General features: G+C 45.4%; 19 protein-coding genes. 1 reads left to right on the top strand and 18 read right to left on the bottom strand.

The genetic code is table 11. The features are described from left to right. Positions 1–212 precede the first annotated feature (212 nt). The 9 genes from V7R88_RS02020 to V7R88_RS01980 all read right to left on the bottom strand — a co-directional run bounded on the left by V7R88_RS02020 (position 213) and on the right by V7R88_RS01980 (position 10,175). On the bottom strand, positions 213–605 hold the full coding sequence (locus V7R88_RS02020; protein WP_003637688.1) for a type II toxin-antitoxin system PemK/MazF family toxin: 393 nt from the start codon (positions 603–605) through the stop codon (positions 213–215). Positions 606–993: 388 nt separating this feature from the next. Further along, entirely contained in the window at positions 994–2,121 is a 1,128-nt protein-coding gene (gene alr, locus V7R88_RS02015) for an alanine racemase (protein ID WP_054397592.1), read from the bottom strand. Beyond that, a complete protein-coding gene (gene acpS / locus V7R88_RS02010) occupies positions 2,121–2,483 on the bottom strand; it encodes a holo-ACP synthase (RefSeq protein WP_054397590.1) in 363 nt (120 codons plus the stop codon). Before acpS ends, alr begins: the two co-directional genes overlap by 1 nt. 1,107 nt (positions 2,484–3,590) lie before the next feature. Continuing rightward, positions 3,591–5,177: a DEAD/DEAH box helicase gene (locus V7R88_RS02005; protein ID WP_338816354.1), complete on the bottom strand. Its 1,587-nt coding sequence runs from the start codon at positions 5,175–5,177 to the stop codon at positions 3,591–3,593. A 254-nt stretch (positions 5,178–5,431) separates the two neighbouring features. Then, complete coding sequence (locus tag V7R88_RS02000) at positions 5,432–6,820, bottom strand: UDP-N-acetylmuramoyl-tripeptide--D-alanyl-D-alanine ligase (RefSeq protein WP_338816591.1); 1,389 nt, start codon at positions 6,818–6,820, stop codon at positions 5,432–5,434. 221 nt (positions 6,821–7,041) lie between these two features. Then, positions 7,042–7,830, bottom strand: a complete 789-nt coding sequence (locus tag V7R88_RS01995) for a hypothetical protein (protein ID WP_003642056.1) — start codon at positions 7,828–7,830, stop codon at positions 7,042–7,044. Positions 7,831–7,890: 60 nt separating this feature from the next. Continuing rightward, on the bottom strand, positions 7,891–8,790 hold the full coding sequence (gene htpX / locus V7R88_RS01990; RefSeq protein WP_338816353.1) for a zinc metalloprotease HtpX: 900 nt from the start codon (positions 8,788–8,790) through the stop codon (positions 7,891–7,893). A gap of 11 nt (positions 8,791–8,801) precedes the next feature. Then, positions 8,802–9,362, bottom strand: a complete 561-nt coding sequence (locus tag V7R88_RS01985; RefSeq protein WP_054397582.1) for a LemA family protein — start codon at positions 9,360–9,362, stop codon at positions 8,802–8,804. A 108-nt stretch (positions 9,363–9,470) separates the two neighbouring features. Further along, entirely contained in the window at positions 9,471–10,175 is a 705-nt protein-coding gene (locus V7R88_RS01980; RefSeq protein WP_003642053.1) for a class A sortase, read from the bottom strand. 198 nt (positions 10,176–10,373) lie between these two features. On the opposite strand from V7R88_RS01980, the gene V7R88_RS01975 reads away from it, so the two are divergent. After that, on the top strand, positions 10,374–11,510 hold the full coding sequence (locus tag V7R88_RS01975) for a hypothetical protein (RefSeq protein ID WP_338816352.1): 1,137 nt from the start codon (positions 10,374–10,376) through the stop codon (positions 11,508–11,510). Between the two features lie 176 nt (positions 11,511–11,686). Here V7R88_RS01975 and V7R88_RS01970 read toward each other — a convergent pair whose 3' ends face one another. The 9 genes from V7R88_RS01970 to V7R88_RS01930 all read right to left on the bottom strand — a co-directional run bounded on the left by V7R88_RS01970 (position 11,687) and on the right by V7R88_RS01930 (position 18,961). After that, complete coding sequence (locus tag V7R88_RS01970; RefSeq protein WP_338816351.1) at positions 11,687–12,334, bottom strand: hypothetical protein; 648 nt, start codon at positions 12,332–12,334, stop codon at positions 11,687–11,689. After that, a complete protein-coding gene (locus V7R88_RS01965) occupies positions 12,309–12,953 on the bottom strand; it encodes an ATP-binding cassette domain-containing protein (RefSeq protein WP_063724030.1) in 645 nt (214 codons plus the stop codon). Before V7R88_RS01965 ends, V7R88_RS01970 begins: the two co-directional genes overlap by 26 nt. Positions 12,954–12,962: 9 nt before the next feature. Beyond that, positions 12,963–13,637 (bottom strand): DUF2705 family protein, encoded by a 675-nt coding sequence (locus V7R88_RS01960; protein ID WP_338816350.1) that lies wholly within the window; start codon positions 13,635–13,637, stop codon positions 12,963–12,965. Beyond that, a complete protein-coding gene (locus V7R88_RS01955; RefSeq protein ID WP_338816349.1) occupies positions 13,634–14,272 on the bottom strand; it encodes a hypothetical protein in 639 nt (212 codons plus the stop codon). Before V7R88_RS01955 ends, V7R88_RS01960 begins: the two co-directional genes overlap by 4 nt. A 49-nt stretch (positions 14,273–14,321) precedes the next feature. After that, complete coding sequence (locus V7R88_RS01950) at positions 14,322–15,080, bottom strand: hypothetical protein (RefSeq protein ID WP_338816348.1); 759 nt, start codon at positions 15,078–15,080, stop codon at positions 14,322–14,324. 298 nt (positions 15,081–15,378) lie between these two features. Then, entirely contained in the window at positions 15,379–15,768 is a 390-nt protein-coding gene (locus V7R88_RS01945) for a DUF2712 domain-containing protein (protein ID WP_338816347.1), read from the bottom strand. 222 nt (positions 15,769–15,990) lie between these two features. Next, positions 15,991–16,236, bottom strand: a complete 246-nt coding sequence (locus tag V7R88_RS01940) for a type B 50S ribosomal protein L31 (protein ID WP_003637671.1) — start codon at positions 16,234–16,236, stop codon at positions 15,991–15,993. A gap of 122 nt (positions 16,237–16,358) precedes the next feature. Next, entirely contained in the window at positions 16,359–17,651 is a 1,293-nt protein-coding gene (gene rho / locus V7R88_RS01935; protein WP_338816346.1) for a transcription termination factor Rho, read from the bottom strand. Between the two features lie 29 nt (positions 17,652–17,680). Next, positions 17,681–18,961 carry a UDP-N-acetylglucosamine 1-carboxyvinyltransferase gene (locus tag V7R88_RS01930; RefSeq protein ID WP_003642050.1) on the bottom strand — a complete coding sequence of 427 codons (1,281 nt, stop codon included), beginning with the start codon at positions 18,959–18,961 and terminating at the stop codon, positions 17,681–17,683. Positions 18,962–19,498: the final 537 nt, after the last annotated feature.

Raw genomic sequence — 19,498 nt, 5'->3', positions numbered from 1 at the left:
ATCGCCACCAGAAAGACAATCATAATGCACATTAAAGTAAGTTCACCGATAAATGGCTTCGTATAGCGCGCATCAATTACTGACCGCTGGATCAGAAACTAAAAGCGGGCCCCAATTCAGTTATTATCTGAATTGGAACCCGCTGATTATCCGTACTCGGTCATCGCACCGAAATAGTTCAATTATGTAAATAATTAATCCCCATCGATTGACTATGATTGGAACGTGCGTTGTGGCCGACGTCGTGTTCGATCAGCTAATCCGATACTTATTTGTAACGCATTGTCAACTCGGCGCATCGTCTGATCATCCAAATGGGTGACGCGATCTTTAAGTCGTTGCTTATCGATCGTTCGTATTTGCTCTAACAACACAACCGAATTTTTTTCAATCCCCGTATGGGCAGCGTTGATGTTAACGTGTGTTGGCATCTTCGCTTTTTGAACCTTAGCAGTGATTGCCGCGACAATCACTGTGGGACTGTAATGGTTACCGACATTATTCTGCACGATCAGTACCGGACGCATACCTCCCTGTTCGGAGCCTACGACTGGTGATAAATCTGCGTAAAAGATGTCACCACGCTTAATGTCAGCTGCGGCCATCGCCTCATCTCCCTTTATTCGATACCCAATGTATCTGATAGTACCCCAATATAACCATCTTGCTACTCATAATAGCATGAACCATTCACTTTTAGCAACCGTTTACCAATTTAATCCAAAGAACTAATCACTAAGCACCGCTAAAACTAATACTTCCGGCCCAGAAAATCGGGTCGCCACATCCACAGCAAAACCGCCTATCAATTGGGGCGCACGCATACACTATCCCCACCAAGGACCGGCGTCAGGAATCACTAGTCCAACTCGAAAAGAGTACCAGAATTTCTTCCAGTACTCTTTTAAAATTAGCGTAATTATTATCGACGATGCCATCACTCACTTCGATACTATCCGGTCGTCAGCATCGTACCAACCAACTTACGGACAATTAGTCCACATAAACGCGCGGAACACGTGGTGCCAGCCCACAAGCAATCTCATAATGGATTGTCCCACAATAGTCCGCCACATCTTGGAGCGAAATGGTACGATCACCGTCCGTGCCGACTAAGGTAACCTTAGTTCCCACCGAGACTTCGTGTGGTAGCCGCACCATCAATTGATCCATGCAGACCCGTCCGACGATTTCGCAAAACTCACCATCAACAAGTACATGGAAGCCTTGCAATCGACGTTCATAGCCGTCCGCATAACCAATCGGTACCGTGCCGATCCATTCATCCTGAGCAGCGGTATAGGTGGCGCCATAGCTGACTGATTTGCCCCGAGCCAGGCGTTTAACAAACGTCAAGCGTGCCGTTAGCGACAACGCCGGTTGCAAGGGGTACGGCGCGCTGAGTTCGCGGCCAGAAGGATTCAGGCCATAGAGTGCAACCCCGAAGCGCACCATGTTGCCATTACAAGCTTGATGCCAGAGACTGGTGGCCGAATTAGACACGTGAACATAGCGTGGTAGCTCATCCACCACTGCAATCAAGTGTTTCCAATTATTTAATTGGTGGGTAAAATACGTATCATCTGCCTGGTCAGCCGTCGCAAAATGCGTAAAGATCCCTTCAAAATCAAATGGTGACTGCGGTTGGCGCAAAGTCGTAACCGCTGTTGCCAATTCTTCGGGCGTCTGGAACCCGATTCGGCCCATCCCCGTATCCAATGCAAGATGAACGTGAAGTGGGGTCGTCACTTGATTAGCCGCTAAAATTGCGGCAGCCGTTGTCAACCAATCCTGCGTTCCAACGGCTAGTGAGATATCCTTTTCAGCTACCAATGGCGCGTATTCTGGTTCCGTGATTCCAAGTACTAAGATTGGTTCAGCAAAACCAGCGGCCCGCAACGCTAAGGCCTCATCTAAAATTGCAACACAAAAGCCGGTCGCCCCAGCTTCCTTAGCAGCCTGGGCAACTTGAATAATCCCGTGTCCATAACCATTCGCCTTAACAACTGCCCATAACTCAGTCAACTCATCTTTCTGTGCCATTTCATTACTGATATTCGTCTTAATTGCCTGCAAGTCGACTGTGACTTGTGTGTGGCGGTGCTCCCCAATTACAACCATCACAAATTGCCTCTTTCCAATATAACTTGTGTCATTACTAATGTATCCGTGTGTGAAATCGAAATCCACGCGGGACCGTCAAACGGGTGACGCGTAACTTCCGGTTTACCCTGGGCGTTATCTAAAATTTCGATATCTTGAAATCCAACCGCCGCACCAATTCCCGTGCCATACGCCTTACTATATGCTTCCTTAGCTGAAAAACGCCCAGCCATAAACTCAATCTGGCGTTTAACCGGGTAACGCGAAAACACCGCCAATTCCGCTGGTGTTAAGACCTTCTCAGGCAATCGCAATCCCTTCGCTAGAATCGCTTCAATTCGACTCAGCTCAGTTAAATCAATGCCAGTACCATATATCACGCCGCTCACCCCTCTATCTCATACCATGTTAGCTTAGGTTGATGTTTCCAATTTACCACAGCTACCGCCTCGATAAAAGGGCCCATACACGCAATCTTTTCATGTCAGCATGAATTATTGTCAAAACGTGCCAGTTTACTTGGCTTGTTGTTCGTCAGCACTTGTGCGTCCTATGCCGACCTCCAGGGCTGGGTGACAATTGCTGGAACGTAAGCCGACATCGATTTGAGCCCGTGCACAGCCCGCCCGGTCTCAAATACGAGTCTTATTCTAAGCCGGAAGAAAATCACTTCCGACTAAGAATAATTTGGCTACTGAGCATTGTCACCCAGCCCCTCCGGTCTCAAGAGTGTGAGGGGCCACGGGTTGAAGCCGAGCATTGCCTAGCCAACGGATTAATGCGGCTTTTGCATTAGTCCGTTGGCGTAGCAAGCACAGGCTTCAGTGGCACCGAACACGTTTCGGTAAGCCACTCAAATGGCGGATGAACGGCCACTTAACTTGGTACAATTGGTCGCTGACTATTTTGGTACGGGGACTTTGAATAAAACATCAGGGTGCATAAACTACTTTGTCGCAACATTCAATTTTGACTACAGCGGCTTAAGATAGTGAGCTATTCCAATATCATTTTCAGTCTGATAGTTGCTTAGCAAAATTACCGTTTATAAAAAACAACAATTTATCAAAAGTTGGGTACATCTCCGTCCGCCATTCGAATACTATCCCGACTGGAAGGCGTTTCTGACAATGCCCAGTGGTGAAATTTCACTTAGCAAGCGTCCTTTGCTTGGTTAGTGGAAGACCAGTATTTAAGACGTGGGCTTCGGCTTAAATCTGTGCCCACCACGTTCCGGCAATTGGCAGAAATGCCTGGAGGTCGGCGTAGGACGAACTAACCAAGCAGGTTTACACTAATCCGAACCGTTTCCAGCGGGCATAAGCTGGCCGACTTTGACTTGCCAAGTTTGGCACGTTTTAACAATAATTCATTCGAATGTCTGGCGACTACTTGTATTTTAGCATTGGAGGGTATAAAAAAAGCCGAGCGTGCGCTCGGCTTTTGATGCAAAGTTAATTTAATTCAACTTAATTTGTGCGTTGACTTTAATCATTGGTGCGGATCGTGTAGCTCCGCTTGCTGCTTTGCTTGCGACCTTCGTCATGGTTGCGGTTGTTGCTCCGGTTATCATCGCGGCTGCGACCTTTATAACCATTGCTCTTCCGATCGCCACGGCCACCGTTACGATCACGGTCGCGATTGCGACCATTGTGAGAATAGCCACCACGGCCATTGCCGTGACTGTTATTGCGGCTGCGATTGCCGCCACGATATCCGCCACGCCGGTTGTTACCGCCGCCACCTTTGTGACGAGGTAATGGGCGTTCTGGCGTAATCTTAACGGGTACGGCTGAAGCGTCGTCCTTAGTTAAGTCATTTAACAAGGCAGCAACTAGATCAGTAGCATCGTATTTTTGTAATAATTCAGCAGCCTGATCAGCATACTTTTCAGTTGAAGTCTTGGCAACTAATGAATCAACATTGGCTTCTGCGGCAGCTAGTTGGCCAGCAAAAGCTTCAGATTCAGTTGGTGGCTTCAATGGTAACATCCGCTTCTTGGTCAACTTTTCGATGACCCGCAAATATTCCATTTCGTTTGGTGTTACAAAAGTTAATGAAACACCCTTGTGTCCGGCACGGCCAGTACGGCCAATCCGGTGAACATAACTGTCCGGATCCTGTGGAATATCGTAATTGTAAACGTGGGTCACACCAGAAACATCAAGTCCCCGGGCAGCCACATCGGTTGCAACCAGAATATCCAACTTGCCAGCCTTGAATTGACGCATGATTTGCGTCCGACGTTGTTGGCTCAGATCACCATGGATTCCAGCAGCGTTATAACCACGCGCTTCGAGACCCTTTGATAATTCGTCAACCCGACGTTTCGTCCGACCAAACACGATTGTGAGTTCAGGTGCCTGAACATCAAACAATCGGGTCATAATATCGAATTTTTCAAATTCTTTGGCTTTAACGTAATATTGATCGACCGTATCAGCAGTCATTTCTTTTGATTTGATCTTAACGTGATGCGGTTCCTTCATGAACTGCACACCAATGCGTTTGATTTCAGGTGGCATCGTTGCGGAGAACAACATGGTTTGGCGTTCATCCGGCACTTGTTTGATAATTGATTCGATATCTTCCAAGAAACCCATGTTCAACATTTCGTCAGCTTCATCAAGAACTAACATCTTGACGTGGTCTAACTTGACCGTGCCCCGACGAATGTGGTCAAGCAACCGGCCGGGAGTTCCGACGATTACTTGCGGGTTTTGCTTCAGATTTCTGATTTGGCGCCGAATATCAGCACCACCGTAAACGACTTGGACTTTCGCCCGTTCGTCTTTACCTAAGCGGAAGATTTCTTCCTGAGTTTGAATTGCTAATTCACGCGTTGGTGAAACAACTAATGCTTGAATGTTATGGTTGTCAAAATCCAAGCGTTGTAAGATTGGTAATGCAAACGCGGCGGTCTTCCCAGTACCGGTTTGTGCTTGGCCAATCACATCTTTGCCTTCTAAAACCATTGGAATGGTTTCGGCTTGAATCGGGGTCGCTTCTTCGTATCCGGCCCGATTAACTGCTTTAAGTAGGCTATCGGATAAGCCTAGTTCTGTAAACTTCAAATATGTTTCCTCCTAAGGATGACACCATGGGATTACTGCCAGCTAGGAAAAAATCCGTTTCCCGTAAGACGCTGTCATGTAAGCCAACGGTCTGACTTTCATATGGTACAACTGAATTATCATACACCGGTTATTCTAAATAAGCAAGCAAGGCCCCTGGCAATACTGGAAGGGAAACAACATTATTAAGCTAATGTTAGCGTCACCATTACCCAGTCATTGCGAGGGGCCTTATTAATCAAATCACTTAAATTTTATTTTTCAGGAGCAGCTTCTAGTGCCGTCAGAACTTTTTCAAGATGAATCCCGTGACTCCCCTTCAATAAGATCTGATCGTCCGCACCAACTGCCGCGGTTAAGTCAGCAATCAATTGGGGTTGCTGATCTGTTTGATAGTAGTGAACCGCACCGGCGGGGTACTTTTCTTGTAGCACTTCTGCCAACGCTCGCATATGCTCACCATTCAAATAGACGCTGGCAATCGTGGCTGGATCCAATTCACTGGCTAAACTCATGTGTAGTGCATCCGACTGGTCACCTAACTCAAGCATATCACCGAGTACAACGATTCGCTGGCCCTTAGTAGGTACCGCCGCAAAAGCGGCTAAGACCCGTCGAGCGGCCGTTGGATTAGAGTTATAAACATCACTTAAGATAGCTTCTCCACGGTAACCAGTTAACCATTCCGTCCGGTTCTCCGTCGGCACAAAACTGGCGATTGCTTGTTGCGCAGCGGCTGGTCGAATGTGAAAAGTATCAGCTACCAAGAGCGCCGCCAATGCATTATTGACATTGTACGCACCCATCATCGGAATTGTGTACGTGTTGTCCGGCCACAGACTCGTCTTAAATTGCGTTTGAGCCCGACTAGTCGTGATATCACTGCCTGCTAAGGTGTTCGTATCATCCAACCCAAACGTCCGTTGATGCTGACTGACTTCCTTAGCACGTTCTTGTAGCAGTGGTTCATCACCATTAAAAATGAACGTGCCATCTTCTTTTAAGCCGTGGACAATTTCCATTTTGGCATCGGCAATTCGATCCCGTGTACCAAAGAACTCAATGTGGGCTTCCCCAATCATGGTAATCACCGCAACGTCCGGCTGAACGAGACGGCTCAAGAAATCCAACTCGCCAAAATGGTCCATCCCCATTTCAACGACGACCACTTCTGTATTCGGTTCCATACTGAGTAACGTCACTGGCACACCAATCTGATTGTTAAAGTTGGCGTGCGTCTTTGTCACGTTAAACTGAGTGCTCAAAACACTCGCAATCATATCCTTCGTCGTCGTTTTACCATTACTACCCGTGACAGCGACGACCTTCGGATTGATTTTTTGTAAATAGTATTGCCCCAGCTGCTGTAGTGCCGTCAATGTATCAGCAACCATAATGACGGGTAAGTCTTCTGGAACGTCGTCGGCATGGTCGCTGGCCCATAAGGTAGCAACGGCCCCGTGCTCGATTGCACTTTGAATATATTGATGACCATCATTAGCGCCCATCAGCGGAATAAATAGATCCCCTGCTTGGAGCTTTCGGCTATCAAACGCCACACCCGTTACATTAACATCGGGCCACGCCTGTTCGGCATTGACCGCTTGAACGGCCTTAGCAATTTCGGCAACTTGCATCTTCATATCGATTAAACTCTCCATTCATGGCGACCACTTGTCGGTCAGCCAAGTTCTGACTAAGGTTCCACTTTCTCGAATCGTAGCCCAATTCAAGCTACGCGCATAAAAATTATACCACTTTGACCCCAGGGACTCTATGGCTAGACCAATTTAGCCCCTAAATCCCGCCCCAAACGACTTAAAAACGCCCGCTGAATGATCAGCCAAGCGTTAAGATGATAATACTATAAATGTTCTTCGAACGCAGCCTGGTCCTGCACTTGCAAGTCCCACACGCCTGAATTCAAGTTAAAAGTAAGGGTCGCGACATGGTGGGTTCGCCGATTCTCTCCACCACGAGCGGGATCAAAAACTTCGATTTCATTGCCTGTCGTCTCCGTGTGCACCGGCACCAATAATTGGCGTTGCCGAACCATTGACTGATCAAAGTAAATGAACAAACCATCTGGCATCAATTGAACGAGTTGCTTGAGAATCGCTTCAGGTACTCGTGGAACACTCAGTGAACGCATAAACATACGCCGGCCACGGTAAGCTGCCAAAGTGTGGCGCACAATGGCAGCACTTAAAATATGGCTAAATGCGGAAATATAATAGAAGTACACTTTGATACCACCATTGCGTTGTTCCAAGAAAACGTAGTGGTTGCGCAGTTTGTAATTAAACGGTGATCGAATTGGACGATCCATATGTCCGAGATACAATAGCTCGGCAATCTCAGTCGCGGTTAGAAAATCCAAATCGCCAACTTCATCATAATCAAGCCACTTAACGGGTAACGCGTGACTCTGTAACAAATATCGCCGAATTTCATTTTCATCATTAATGACGTTCAGACCCGTGTGAGCATTTACCGCATGCTCGTTATCATCAACACCGACTAACGAGACCAAGTTAGCTGGCAAGCGTTTGATACCATGCACAAAGTCGCTCTGGTCGATCCCGTAAGCAAAGACAAGGTTATCCAGTTTTTCCAAATTGGCGTAAATATATTTGCGTTGCAACCGTCTCACTCTTTCAACTTTCTATTTGTTTTCATTATAATCCGTTATTAACCTAAACGCATTTTTTTATTACATGTTTTTTAAACGAGTGATGCGATCAGCCATCGGTGGGTGCGTATCGAATAAGTGTGTCCATGATTTCTTCGCCTTAAACGGATCAGAAATATACAGGGCCGCGCTGCTAGGATCCGCCGCTTGCATCGGTTGGCTGTCATCGATTTTTTCAAGTGCACTGATCAGCCCCAGCGGATTACGAGTCAGTTCCACACTGCCGGCATCCGCTAAGTATTCGCGATTACGGGATAGCGCCATCTGCACTAAACTAGCTGCTAGCGGCGCCAAAATAATGACAACAATCGCTAGGATCATTAATAAGACCTGGGCACCGTTGCCGTCACGATCATCATCCCGACTGCGCCGACCACCGCCCCACCAAAAGGCGTTCATCCCCCAATTGACTAACAAACTGATAGCCGCTGTCAAAGCCAAGGCAATAGTCTGTAGTCGAATATCATAGTTACGCACATGACTCATCTCGTGACCAATAACGCCTTCCATCTCTTCACGCGTTAATCGTGCCTGAATACCAGTTGTCACTGCAACTGCCGCATGCTTAGGGTCATTCCCCGTCGCAAACGCATTGGGACTCTCATCATCAATAATGAAGACGCGCGGCATCGGTACTTTAGCAACCAACGCCATGTCTTCCACAATGTGCCAGAGCTCGGGATCATCGTCAGCTTGATGTAGTTCACGCCCGTGATTCATGTTCATGACAATGTCGGTCGACTGACTAATCATTAATACCATATAAAATGCCGCTGCAATCAAAGCTACTAGTAGTCCCGCAATCGCACTATTAAAGAACACGTAGCCAACTGCTAAACCAATCACTGCAAGTAATATGACAAAAGCGGCCATCACGTATAACGTGTGCCGCTTGTTGCGGGCAATTTGCTCAAATAACATGGGCATAACCTCTAATCTTCAAATGAAACCGTGGGTGCTGCTTTTTCTGCTTCAGGAACAGTTAAGAATTCAACGTTCTTGAAGTGATGAATGCCAGCAATAATGTTTGACGGGAATTGTTGTAACTTCATGTTATAGCTGGCAGCGCTAGAGTTAAACAGTTGCCGTGAATAAGCAATCTTGTTTTCTGTATTGGTCAACTCTTCCATCAACTTACCGAATTCTTGATTGGCCTTCAAATCAGGGTAGCTTTCAGCTAACGCAAAAATGCTCTTCAATGAATTCGTCAATTGATCAGAAACTGCCATCGCCTGTTGGTGATCACCGCTTGGCACTTGCGCTAATTGATTTCGTAACGAAACTACTTCCGCCAAGGTACTCTTTTCATGCTTCGCGTAACCTTTGACCGTATTGACCAGATTAGGAATCAAATCAGTCCGCCGTTTTAGCTGAACATCGATTTGGCTCCATGCTTCCTGCGTATACATCCGTGACTTAACTAAACCGTTATAAATTACCACGTAAATTGCGATCAAAACCAATACGACCGCAACGATAATTAAAGCTATCATCAATAGACCCCCTCTAAATTATGTCTTATCTGAGACATGTGACCTTAAGTTATATTGTACCGTGAAATTCCGTTAGAAGATATCGATACCCCTAGAATGTAATAATTGTTAATATTTGTTATTAAAATGACTTGTAAAGGCCTTCTGAACCTGAGTTGGCGCCGACTTAAACGACCATTGCTGTTCGTACTTACCGCGAATCATTAATCGACCAGCCCCGGTCTTATCACAGGTAATTAGGGTAATCAGCTTCTGACCAGGAACATCATCAATTACTTGGACATCAGTTGCTTTAATGAATGTTCGCTGACTCGTCTTATACGCATAAATCTTCTTGGCATCACTCACATAAATCATTTGGCCAACCTTGCTCTTATAGTACAGCGGACTGAATAGTGCCCCATGCTTGATCATATGGTGACCAGCCAACGCGTAGTTACCCTGCCCCATCTTCTGGTTAGCTTTCATCGTGCCGGCCGCTAATGCTAACGTTTCATTGCTGACACCATTACCGATTGGCAGGTACAAATCAACGGACGGAATCGCAATCGAGCCAATCACGTTGATTGCATTCTTATTCATGCGGGCCTTGGCAACGGTCTGAAAGTCAAGCGACTTGACCTTTGAGAAGTTAAAATCGCTCTTCTTCTTCGTATTCTGCTTAACCGTCTTAGCCGTAACGGTCGGCGAGTATGAACTCACTAGCCAGCTCTTGATCTGTTCATTGAAAATTAATGCCAATGATACTAGCACCAGCAGGACAAAAACGCCCCGACCTAACCACTTTAACCCGGGATGTTGCTTGGACTTCATTAATCCCGCCTCCTAATTTGTTTACGCCCTTCATCAAAGGTTCTACGGTAAATATACCTTAATTAGTTCGCATAATAAAGCCCCGAATTCGTTTAGTTCGTTAGAATTATCTCTAGCTTATCATAATCATTATATTTGCATCCGTAATCAGATTCTTGTTATGCTAATTGTATCAAAAACAGAAAGCAGGTTGGACCTATGGAAACGATGGTAAAAAACGATCTCAATCAACTAATGCAACAACGTGAGGATGGCCCATACATTGCAATTTACCTCAACACGGCCGTTGTGCTCAACGACCTCAATCGCCGCCGCTTACAATTCAAACAATTAGTTAATGAAGCTGAAACCCAGATGGCCCACCACTTTCCGAAAACCGAATTTGCGCCATACGCGACGCAACTAGAGCAATTAATTAATGACAACGCCTTCTGGCTACAGCACACTGGCCCTCAGACGGGTATCATCACTAACAGTCGTGATCTACACATTTTCGACTTACAATATCCCACTGACAATCATGTCAGCGTCAATAGCATGCCAGCTATTCGCCCAGTACTAGCCGACCGCCAGCATCAATTCGACTTCGACTTGTTAGCACTCAACGAAGATAGCATGGCGCTCTACACCCAACGTGATGGCAGTTTCGCCGAACTTGATTTGCCAGCTGAGGCCCCCCGCACCCTGACAGAAGCATTGGGCACTGAAAAACGTGGCGGTGACCTGAATTTCAACGCCAGCCCCGTTCACGGTGCCAACTATCATGGTCATAATGCGAAAGCCGAAGAACGCGATATTGACCAACGAAATTATTACCAACAAGTGGCGCAGTACGTTCAGGCCCATTCACAAAAGACGCGACGGCCATTGATCTTAATGGGACTACCACATAACCAGGCAGTCTTCCGTGCCGTCAACAAGAATCCGTACCTGTCACAACACCTCATGATCAATAAGTCACCGAAAAACTTAACGGTGGGCGCAATGCAAACAGCCACAGAACCCGTTCAGACGATGTGGCATACCCAATTAGCCGACATTTTACTAGAACGTTATGATCAGGCTAAGTCCCGCCAGTTAGCATTGGCCGATCCTTTTGACATGATCAAGCCAGCACTAAGTGGGCGGATCGACACCTTGATTGTCGCCGCAGACGCGAATGTCGCCGGCTCCTTACCAACGGCCGATGTTCAATTAACTGATCCAATTGCCGCTCCTGATAATTTAATTGACGACCTGGTCGATGTCGTGATTGCCATGAACGGGCAAATCCGAATCATCCCCGCAGACCGGATGCCCGTAGAAACCGCTGCTCTCGCGATTATGCGCTACTAATCCAACCGGTAATATCCTAAATCAGCCCACCTCAGTTTGCTCAATGAACTAAGGTGGGCTGATTTATTATGGCAAGCGCCTATTAATCAATTCAGTACTTACCATTCACTTTGTGTTAAACCAAGCAACTAACTTGGGCTTTCTGCTAATCAAGCCTTCGCTACCTCAGTCCATGACTACTTCGTGATGGTGATTCGAAGTGGCACCACGTCGTTCGTTACTGGCGGGTTAATGGTTAACACCTCCGCCTTAGCCAACTTAAACGTTACCAGTTTGCCAGCCCTCAGATCAATCGAGCGCTGAACCTTTGTACCTTTTTGAATACTAATGACCAAGTTCGCCTGGCGCTTTGCCGGCGTTGACCAGGAGATTTGATACTTACCGGCCGGAATTTCACGACCAGCCGTATAATTACCAAAGGTATTCTCAAGTACCGCCCGTCGTGACTTAAACTGCAACGGCTTAAAGCGAGACGGGGTCAACTCGGTCTCGCCATGCCCCGTAAAGTTAAGATGATTGCCACTGACATACAGCATGTTCTGAATCGTTTGGCCGCTACCGAGAAAGCCACTCACGTATACCTTGCCATTAGTCACGTGGACGTCATAATACCCTGGTTTAAAATCCTGACCAGCCTGATCTGCCGCCATCTCTTTTTGGACTGAGTATCGGAAAGTTTTAGCAGTATTCGTCTTCGTAGAATGTAAGCGAATATCGCTGTGCGCGACCCGGTACTTATGGATCATCACCCCGATTAGAATCACACATAGGATTGAAAAAATCCCAATAAATAAATATCTAGTCTTGCGCGTCTGCTGATTCATAGATTTTCCCCTCAGCCATATCATAGATTTCATCCGCCAACACGACCAGATCCTCAGCCGTGTGACTAGCAATGATAATAGTTGCGCCACGGGCTTTTTCTTCAAGCAGGATTGTCCGAACTTGCTTGACCCCATCCGTATCAATTGCATTGGTTGGTTCATCTAGTAAAATCAAAGCTGGCCGTTCAAAGATCGCCTGCGCGATTGCCAAGCGTTGCCGCATCCCCAAGGAGAACTGCTTGACCGTTCGCTTGTCATCTGGATCCAACCCAACTCGCGTAATGGTTGCATCGATGTCAGCATCACTCGCGACTTTTTTAATTTTAGCCAACAGTTGCAAGTTTTTACGTGCCGTGTATTCTGGCATTAAGTTATTATTTTCAATCAAAATCCCTAGGCTAGGTGGAAAGTCCATCCCATCGTGTAACTGTGTGCCATTAATCATAATTTTCCCGGACTCAATGTTAATTAATCCGGCAATGGCGCGTAGCAGCATCGTCTTCCCCGCACCATTCTTACCGCGCAACCCATAGATTCGCCCATCCATGAATGTTCGACTGATATGGTCCAAAACCAAGTGCCCATCCAATGACTTAGTCACATCGTTCAATTCAATCATCGTAATCACCTATAACAGATCCATTCGATTGAATCTGTACCTTCCAATTAAGATAAATAGTAGCACCATGACCAGCAAACCAACATAATAAAGGCCAACATGCTGTACTCGGCAGGCCATTAGCGCGTTCGGAAACAGTACCAGCCCCATCACACCGTTCATGTCAACGGCTGGTATGGAAACACTGACAAAGACGTATACATTAAGAACAATGTAAACAATCAACGGTTCAACATACAAGTCACCCACAAATTGAATAGAAAATAGCAGTAAAAATGCTAATAACGAAAGCCCCATGTGTGCCCAGTTAGGCCACCATACGGCATAGCCAGAAATTATTCGGCACAGTAAATAAACAACCAATCCACCCATTAAAGCGCCCATTTGATGCCCGATTTTAGTTATATACAAACGGCCAAAAAGCTGGCAACGCGTCTGAGTTCTGACAACTGTTTGGATAAACGGCCCGTGCAACTGATGATGCACGAAATTAAAATTCACGGCCAGTAAGGCAATAATTGGGAAAAACCAAATGCGCACCAAGTAGGGATTCGCGAGCGGTGGTAAACCATCGGTATAGAAATAAACCGTACCGGGGTGGATTCCTTCAAAAAAATGTGCGTAATACACCACCGGTACTAACGCAATCAACAGTAACACGCTGTATTGAAGTCGTCTTTTCATTGCCAAAACTCCTCATGCTGAATCCACAACACTCGCAAGCACAGTGTCATAATCGGCACGGCAACAAGTGTAATTAAAGCCGACATCGGTAATGCCGTTAAATCCTGCATATAATAATATCGTTTGAGCAAGTCAACTTCTTGGAACATCGGCCTGATTGGTAAACCATAATAAATGATAGGAAGTACCGCGAGCGACAAGAATAGCACTAAATGCAATTTAGGGAGTAACTGAAAGAACCAAAACAACACAATTCCAAATTCCAAACTAATCAAGAAATACGCTAGCGTTTGAACCACAAAGAGATAAATAAATGTTCCCCAACCTGATCCTGGTAACGAAATTAACGGCAATACGCCGAAGAACGCGAAAACCACCCAAAACAGCAAGGTACTCCTAATCAGACCAGTTGTCTGTGCGCGTAAATAACGGACTCGGGAGCCAAAGCGAACCACAATCTGAGAATTCTCATGCCACAACATATACTCGAACAGCAAATATAGCGGCAAATACATAAAGGCAAACGTTAAATTATCAAAATAATTAAAGGCGGATTTATTCGTCTCAAGCAAATACATCCCTAACGTATCGGCGTTTATTAATAACTGCAGTCCTTTTATGAACCATGTACACATAAAAAATATAATAATTATCAAGTACGACCCATATCGCTTCTCGCTCCGTTCAAAGCTCATCCCGATGCACCTCAGTCCCATAACCAACACAGATAACGCCTAATAAAACGATGACGTACACGAGCAGTATCATCAGCTGTGCCGTTAACGTTGTCTCTTGGAAAGGTTGGAGAACGCTTAAAATGGAATAATTCGTAGAAATCGGAATAAACCACGCCACCATGCTCAGGCCAAAAACATAACTAATTTTCTTGAACATAAAACTCAATGCGATAATTGCCATCGCAAACCACCCTAAGATCATCGCTGTTAACAAAATTGTGAGTAAGTTAGCCAATACTGGATGTAGCAATTGCCAATATAAGAATGGGTCAGAGCCATCTTGATAATCACTCATCCGATAACTGTTACCGCTACCATTTTGAAAAAGCAACAATGCTAATCCATAATTTAACAGCAGCGCAAATAAGGCACTGGCCGCAACACTAATAAAGGACGTTCGTAATAATTGTTGCAAGTACTGAGGCTTTCGCATCCGTGTTATGAGTAGATTAATCTGACCAACCTTAACATCTTGTAAATACCATCGACCGGGGCCAAGTAGTAAGTATGCTGGTAGCAACCACAACAGTGCCATTTGTGGATAGTGCCCCAATGAACTCCCTGCTAAAAACGTCAAAAACTGGCCCGAAAAAGGTTCCCTTTCTTTAACTATCAGTAATAAATCTATATTAATCACAATCACGAAGAATAGTGTCATGAGCCAGTAGCGTTTATCCATCATCAAACGTGTCTTAAAATACTTCATCTGATCCTCCCCTATCAACATTCCGCATGTTGATCAATTGACAGCGCCTATCAAAGCACAATGGCTGCTGCAATCACAAGCTGCTGTCAACATATTCACGACAGGCAATACCAATAGGCTAGAACAAGTCTATTGATTTAACGCTTGAGAAACAAATCGGCGTTAGTGACAATGACCACCAAAGCAATCATTAACCAGTAACGCCGAACTATTACTAACGAGTTCTAAATGTCTTCATCTAGTCCCGTGAACTGAATGGAAGCATTAGTCTTGATATCAAAAAAATATTATTGCATGTTTAATTCGTTTCCTCGTCCCAGAAACCAGATACAGAATAGCGACTACTATTATAGTTATTATTCTGTGCAGTTAAATACACGTTCTTCTTCGACGCGTTTGAATACGCCGCTGAATAATACGAACCATTGCCTTGCTTTACGTTTAGCGATGGTGATACATTGGTCCCACCCGCATTCTCTAACCAGTAAGTAGTGACCGTACGGGCCCCTTCTGCGGAACTCTGCATATTCACTTTCCACTTATTATTTACATTAGTGGTTTGACGATAGCGTGCCCCACTCCGCGTATTGGCTTGGTAGGGTTGAATACTAAAGTGAAATCCCCAATTGTCATTCGAAGCGAGCGCAGTGTTCGCGCCGACTGCTCCAAAAGTTACGATACTTAACAAACGGCAACCATTTTAAGTTTAAGCGCTTTCATTTTGTCGTCCTCCAAAAAGTATTGTCGCTTCCATTCGTATTAATAATATAATTATTTTTATGATTGGTCAATAACAATTTTATATTATAGTTATCATTCGCCCGAGCCAATTTCACCCTAATTCTTAGCAGCAGCATGGTCACAAAAAAAGACGCCCCAGCCGAAGCCGGAACGCCGTTTAATTGTCTGCTTATTTGAGACCGTATTTCTTGTTGAAACGATCGACCGCACCATCGGCCTTGGTAAACTTTTGCTTACCAGTGTAGAATGGATGTGAATCTGACGTAATTTCAACACGGATCAATGGGTAAGTATTACCATCTTCCCATTCAACAGTTTCTGCTGAAGTTGCTGTTGAACCAGAGATGAACTTAAAACCAGTAGTTGAGTCTTGGAACACAACTAAATGGTAATCTGGATGAATTCCTTTTTGCATTGTATTTCGCTCCTTTGCCCTGAATCATTTGCTGAAACAGAGATTATCATAGTTTTAACCAACGATAAACATGTTATCACGAATCACAGCTTCCCGTCAACCTACAAAGTAGCCTGCCAGTATTAACGACGCGGCCGCCGGGTTGATTGTCCAGTGAACTTTAAGCTAGCTAGATCACGAACAAACTCAGTGTTGGTCTTCGTGTGTTTTAAAAATTGTAAGAGCTGTTCGGTGTACTCTAACGCGTTGCCAGTCATTGATCGCCGAATCTGCCAGACTGGCTCCAAATTCTGACGACTAACCAACAATTCCTCTTTACGCGTACTGGATTGCTTCAAATCTAGCGCCGGGAAGACCCGCCGTTCAGCTAACTCGCGGGATAGCTGTAATTCTGAGTTGCCAGTTCCTTTGAATTCTTCATAAATCATGTCGTCCATCCGGCTACCCGTATCGACTAACGCGGTGCCTAAAATCGTTAGGCTACCACCTTCCTCGATATTGCGCGCGGAACCGAAGAACCGCTTGGGCTTGTAAAACGCCGTGGGATCGACCCCACCAGACAACGTCCGCCCGCTAGATGGGATGACCAAATTATATGCCCGCGTAAGCCGGGTAATCGAATCCAATAAGATAATCACATCCTGTTTGTCTTCAACTAAGCGCCGCGCACGTTCAAGCACTAATTCCGCAACACGCACGTGATTTTGTGGTTGTTGATCAAAAGTAGAACTCACCACTTCTCCCTTGATTGACCGCTCTAAATCAGTCACTTCTTCGGGCCGTTCATCAATCAGTAACATAATCAGCTTAGCGTCTGGATAATTGGCGACGATGCCATTTGCAATATTCTTTAACAGCGTCGTCTTACCGGCTTTAGGAGGTGCGACAATTAAGCCCCGTTGACCGAAGCCAATCGGGACAAAAGTATCAATCAAACGGGTCGCTAAAACGGCAGCCGTTGTCGATAACTTAATTTGTTTTTGTGGATAAAGTGGTGTTAACGCTGGAAAATGGGGCCGTTGCTTGGCCTCATTAGGATCCTTACCGTTAACTGTCCCTACCCGCATTAAACCGTAATACCGTTCGTTAGGTCGCGGTGGCCGGGCTTGACCAGCCACATAGTCTCCGTTACGAAGACCAAAGCGATGAATCTGCGACTGAGAAATATAAATATCTTCCTGCGAAGGCCCATAATTAATTGGCCGCAAAAAGCCATAGCCCTCTTGGCTAATAATTTCCAAGACGCCTTCCATTTGTACAAAGCCCCGCTTTTTATCCTGCTCACGGAGAACGGCTAATGAGAGTTCCTTCTTATTCATTTGCGAATAATAAGAAATTTTATACTCACGAGCATAGTTATAAATTTCTTTTAACGTTTTCTGCTCGAGATCGTGCATTGTTAAAATTTTTTCCATAACCACTGTTCTTTCTTAGCTGTACATCGTTAGTTTTCGGGAACTTCTTCGTCAGCTGCAATTTCCACATCCGCACCAAGTGTATGCAATTTATCGATGACCCGATCATAGCCACGTAGAATATTGTCAGCGCGGCTAATTTCCGTCACGCCACTAGCTGCGAGACCAGCAATCATTAGCGCCGCCCCAGACCGAATCTCGCCGGCCTCGACATGCGCACCTTGTAAGTGGGAAGAATGACCCACGACAATCAAGTTATCTTGAACGCGAATGTCCGCCCCCATCTTACGCAACTGTTCAACGTGTTGCGTGCGTTGCGGATAAATCGTATCAATCACCACACTACTACCGTTAGCGCGTAATAATAACGGGGTGATTGGTTGTTGCAAATCAGTGGCAAAGCCTGGGTAAGTCATCGTTTTAACCCGAATTGGGTCCAAATCATTGGACCGTGGGACGTAAATACTATCCTCATTAATCTGTAAATCAACACCCATTTCGACTAGTTTTGCCGTGAATGACTCCATATGTTCAGGGATCACATTCTTTAGCAAAATACCGTCCCCAATCGAAGCAGCCAGGGATAGATACGTTCCCGTCTCAATCCGATCAGGAATAATCGTATGGGTTGCCCGCGAATGCAGTGCCGGAACGCCTTCGATTCGAATCACGTCGGTACCAGCACCCCGAATTTTAGCGCCCATATTATTCAAAAAGGTCGCTAAATCAATGATCTCAGGCTCTTTAGCCGCATTTTCAATCGTCGTCGTACCATGCGCTTTGACGGCAGCCAAAATAATATTGATCGTCGCCCCAACGGAAACCACGTCTAAAAAGATACGCGCTCCGTGAAGGCCCTCTGTGCCCGTTGAGATAAAGACAGAGTCATTCTCTTCAACGACGTTAGCACCGAGCGCCTTAAACCCCTTGATATGCTGATCAATTGGTCGTGGGCCAATATTATCACCACCAGGGAAAGTCACCGTTGCACGGTTAAAACGACCGAGTAAGGCCCCCATAAAGTAGTAAGAAGCCCGCAAGCTTTTAATGGCATGACTTGGTAATTCAGATTCTTCAATATTTGTTGGATCAATTGTTAGAACATCGTTTTCAAAAGTGGAATGGACGTTCATCGACTCTAAGATGAGCCGTAAGTTGTGAACGTCTAAGATGTGCGGAACCGTATCGAATTGGACCGGAGTGTCTGCAAGAATCGCAGCAGGAATCAGTGCGACGGTACTATTTTTTGCGCCACCGATCGTTAATTCCCCAGAAAGTCGTTTTCCGCCATGGATTATCATTTTTTTCATAACATAACTTTCCTCGCTAAATAAGTGTCACACTGTATCATACAATCATTAACCATAATAAAGAATGTCTGTCAAAAATACAACCAATATCAGGAAACTGTAATCTTTTTACCCAATAAAATCATCAACTCGACTAATTCAAGCGCTTTCATGAATGATTTGGTAAGATAATTAAGCTAAATCTGCGCAATTTAAGGTGCCGTCAAAGTCGCCGATATCACACAGTTTATTCTGATATTAACAGTTAACATAGTCACATGATTATCGTCACTATTCCTCACTAATTTTGCTGCTGTCATACTATGTACCCCATACGATGATTGGGAGCGCGATGATGCCGAATAATAATTCAATTAAACGTTCCACTTTAATCATGCCCCGCCCAGAACGATTATTAGCACAACGCCCGATAGAAAAATAGAAAAGTGCTAATGCGCGTGATAAATTTCACTGGCATTAGCACTCTCTGGACTGAATTGAACCTGATGGACTATCAGTATTCATGACTAATCACTTCCTTATTTAATTAATAACCTT

The sequence above is a fragment of the Lactiplantibacillus argentoratensis genome, from assembly GCF_037290055.1.
Taxonomy (GTDB): Bacteria; Bacillota; Bacilli; order Lactobacillales; family Lactobacillaceae; genus Lactiplantibacillus; species Lactiplantibacillus plantarum.
The sequence above is the reverse complement of the archived record's forward strand: the minus strand, read 5'-3'. Positions and strand labels throughout refer to the sequence as shown.

What these genes read in the sequence shown, in the direction of transcription:
- V7R88_RS02020 (WP_003637688.1), bottom strand. Translation starts at nt 605, where the DNA reads ATGGCCGCAGCTGACATTAAGCGTGGTGACATCTTTTACGCAGATTTA.
- V7R88_RS01985 (WP_054397582.1), bottom strand. Translation starts at nt 9,362, where the DNA reads ATGATAGCTTTAATTATCGTTGCGGTCGTATTGGTTTTGATCGCAATT.
- V7R88_RS01960 (WP_338816350.1), bottom strand. Translation starts at nt 13,637, where the DNA reads ATGAAAAGACGACTTCAATACAGCGTGTTACTGTTGATTGCGTTAGTA.
- V7R88_RS01950 (WP_338816348.1), bottom strand. Translation starts at nt 15,080, where the DNA reads ATGAAGTATTTTAAGACACGTTTGATGATGGATAAACGCTACTGGCTC.
- V7R88_RS01940 (WP_003637671.1), bottom strand. Translation starts at nt 16,236, where the DNA reads ATGCAAAAAGGAATTCATCCAGATTACCATTTAGTTGTGTTCCAAGAC.
- V7R88_RS01965 (WP_063724030.1), bottom strand. Translation starts at nt 12,953, where the DNA reads ATGATTGAATTGAACGATGTGACTAAGTCATTGGATGGGCACTTGGTT.
- V7R88_RS01970 (WP_338816351.1), bottom strand. Translation starts at nt 12,334, where the DNA reads ATGAATCAGCAGACGCGCAAGACTAGATATTTATTTATTGGGATTTTT.
- alr (WP_054397592.1), bottom strand. Translation starts at nt 2,121, where the DNA reads ATGGTTGTAATTGGGGAGCACCGCCACACACAAGTCACAGTCGACTTG.
- V7R88_RS02000 (WP_338816591.1), bottom strand. Translation starts at nt 6,820, where the DNA reads ATGAAGATGCAAGTTGCCGAAATTGCTAAGGCCGTTCAAGCGGTCAAT.
- rho (WP_338816346.1), bottom strand. Translation starts at nt 17,651, where the DNA reads ATGGAAAAAATTTTAACAATGCACGATCTCGAGCAGAAAACGTTAAAA.
- V7R88_RS01980 (WP_003642053.1), bottom strand. Translation starts at nt 10,175, where the DNA reads ATGAAGTCCAAGCAACATCCCGGGTTAAAGTGGTTAGGTCGGGGCGTT.
- V7R88_RS01975 (WP_338816352.1), top strand. Translation starts at nt 10,374, where the DNA reads ATGGAAACGATGGTAAAAAACGATCTCAATCAACTAATGCAACAACGT.
- V7R88_RS01955 (WP_338816349.1), bottom strand. Translation starts at nt 14,272, where the DNA reads ATGTGTACATGGTTCATAAAAGGACTGCAGTTATTAATAAACGCCGAT.
- htpX (WP_338816353.1), bottom strand. Translation starts at nt 8,790, where the DNA reads ATGTTATTTGAGCAAATTGCCCGCAACAAGCGGCACACGTTATACGTG.
- V7R88_RS01930 (WP_003642050.1), bottom strand. Translation starts at nt 18,961, where the DNA reads ATGAAAAAAATGATAATCCATGGCGGAAAACGACTTTCTGGGGAATTA.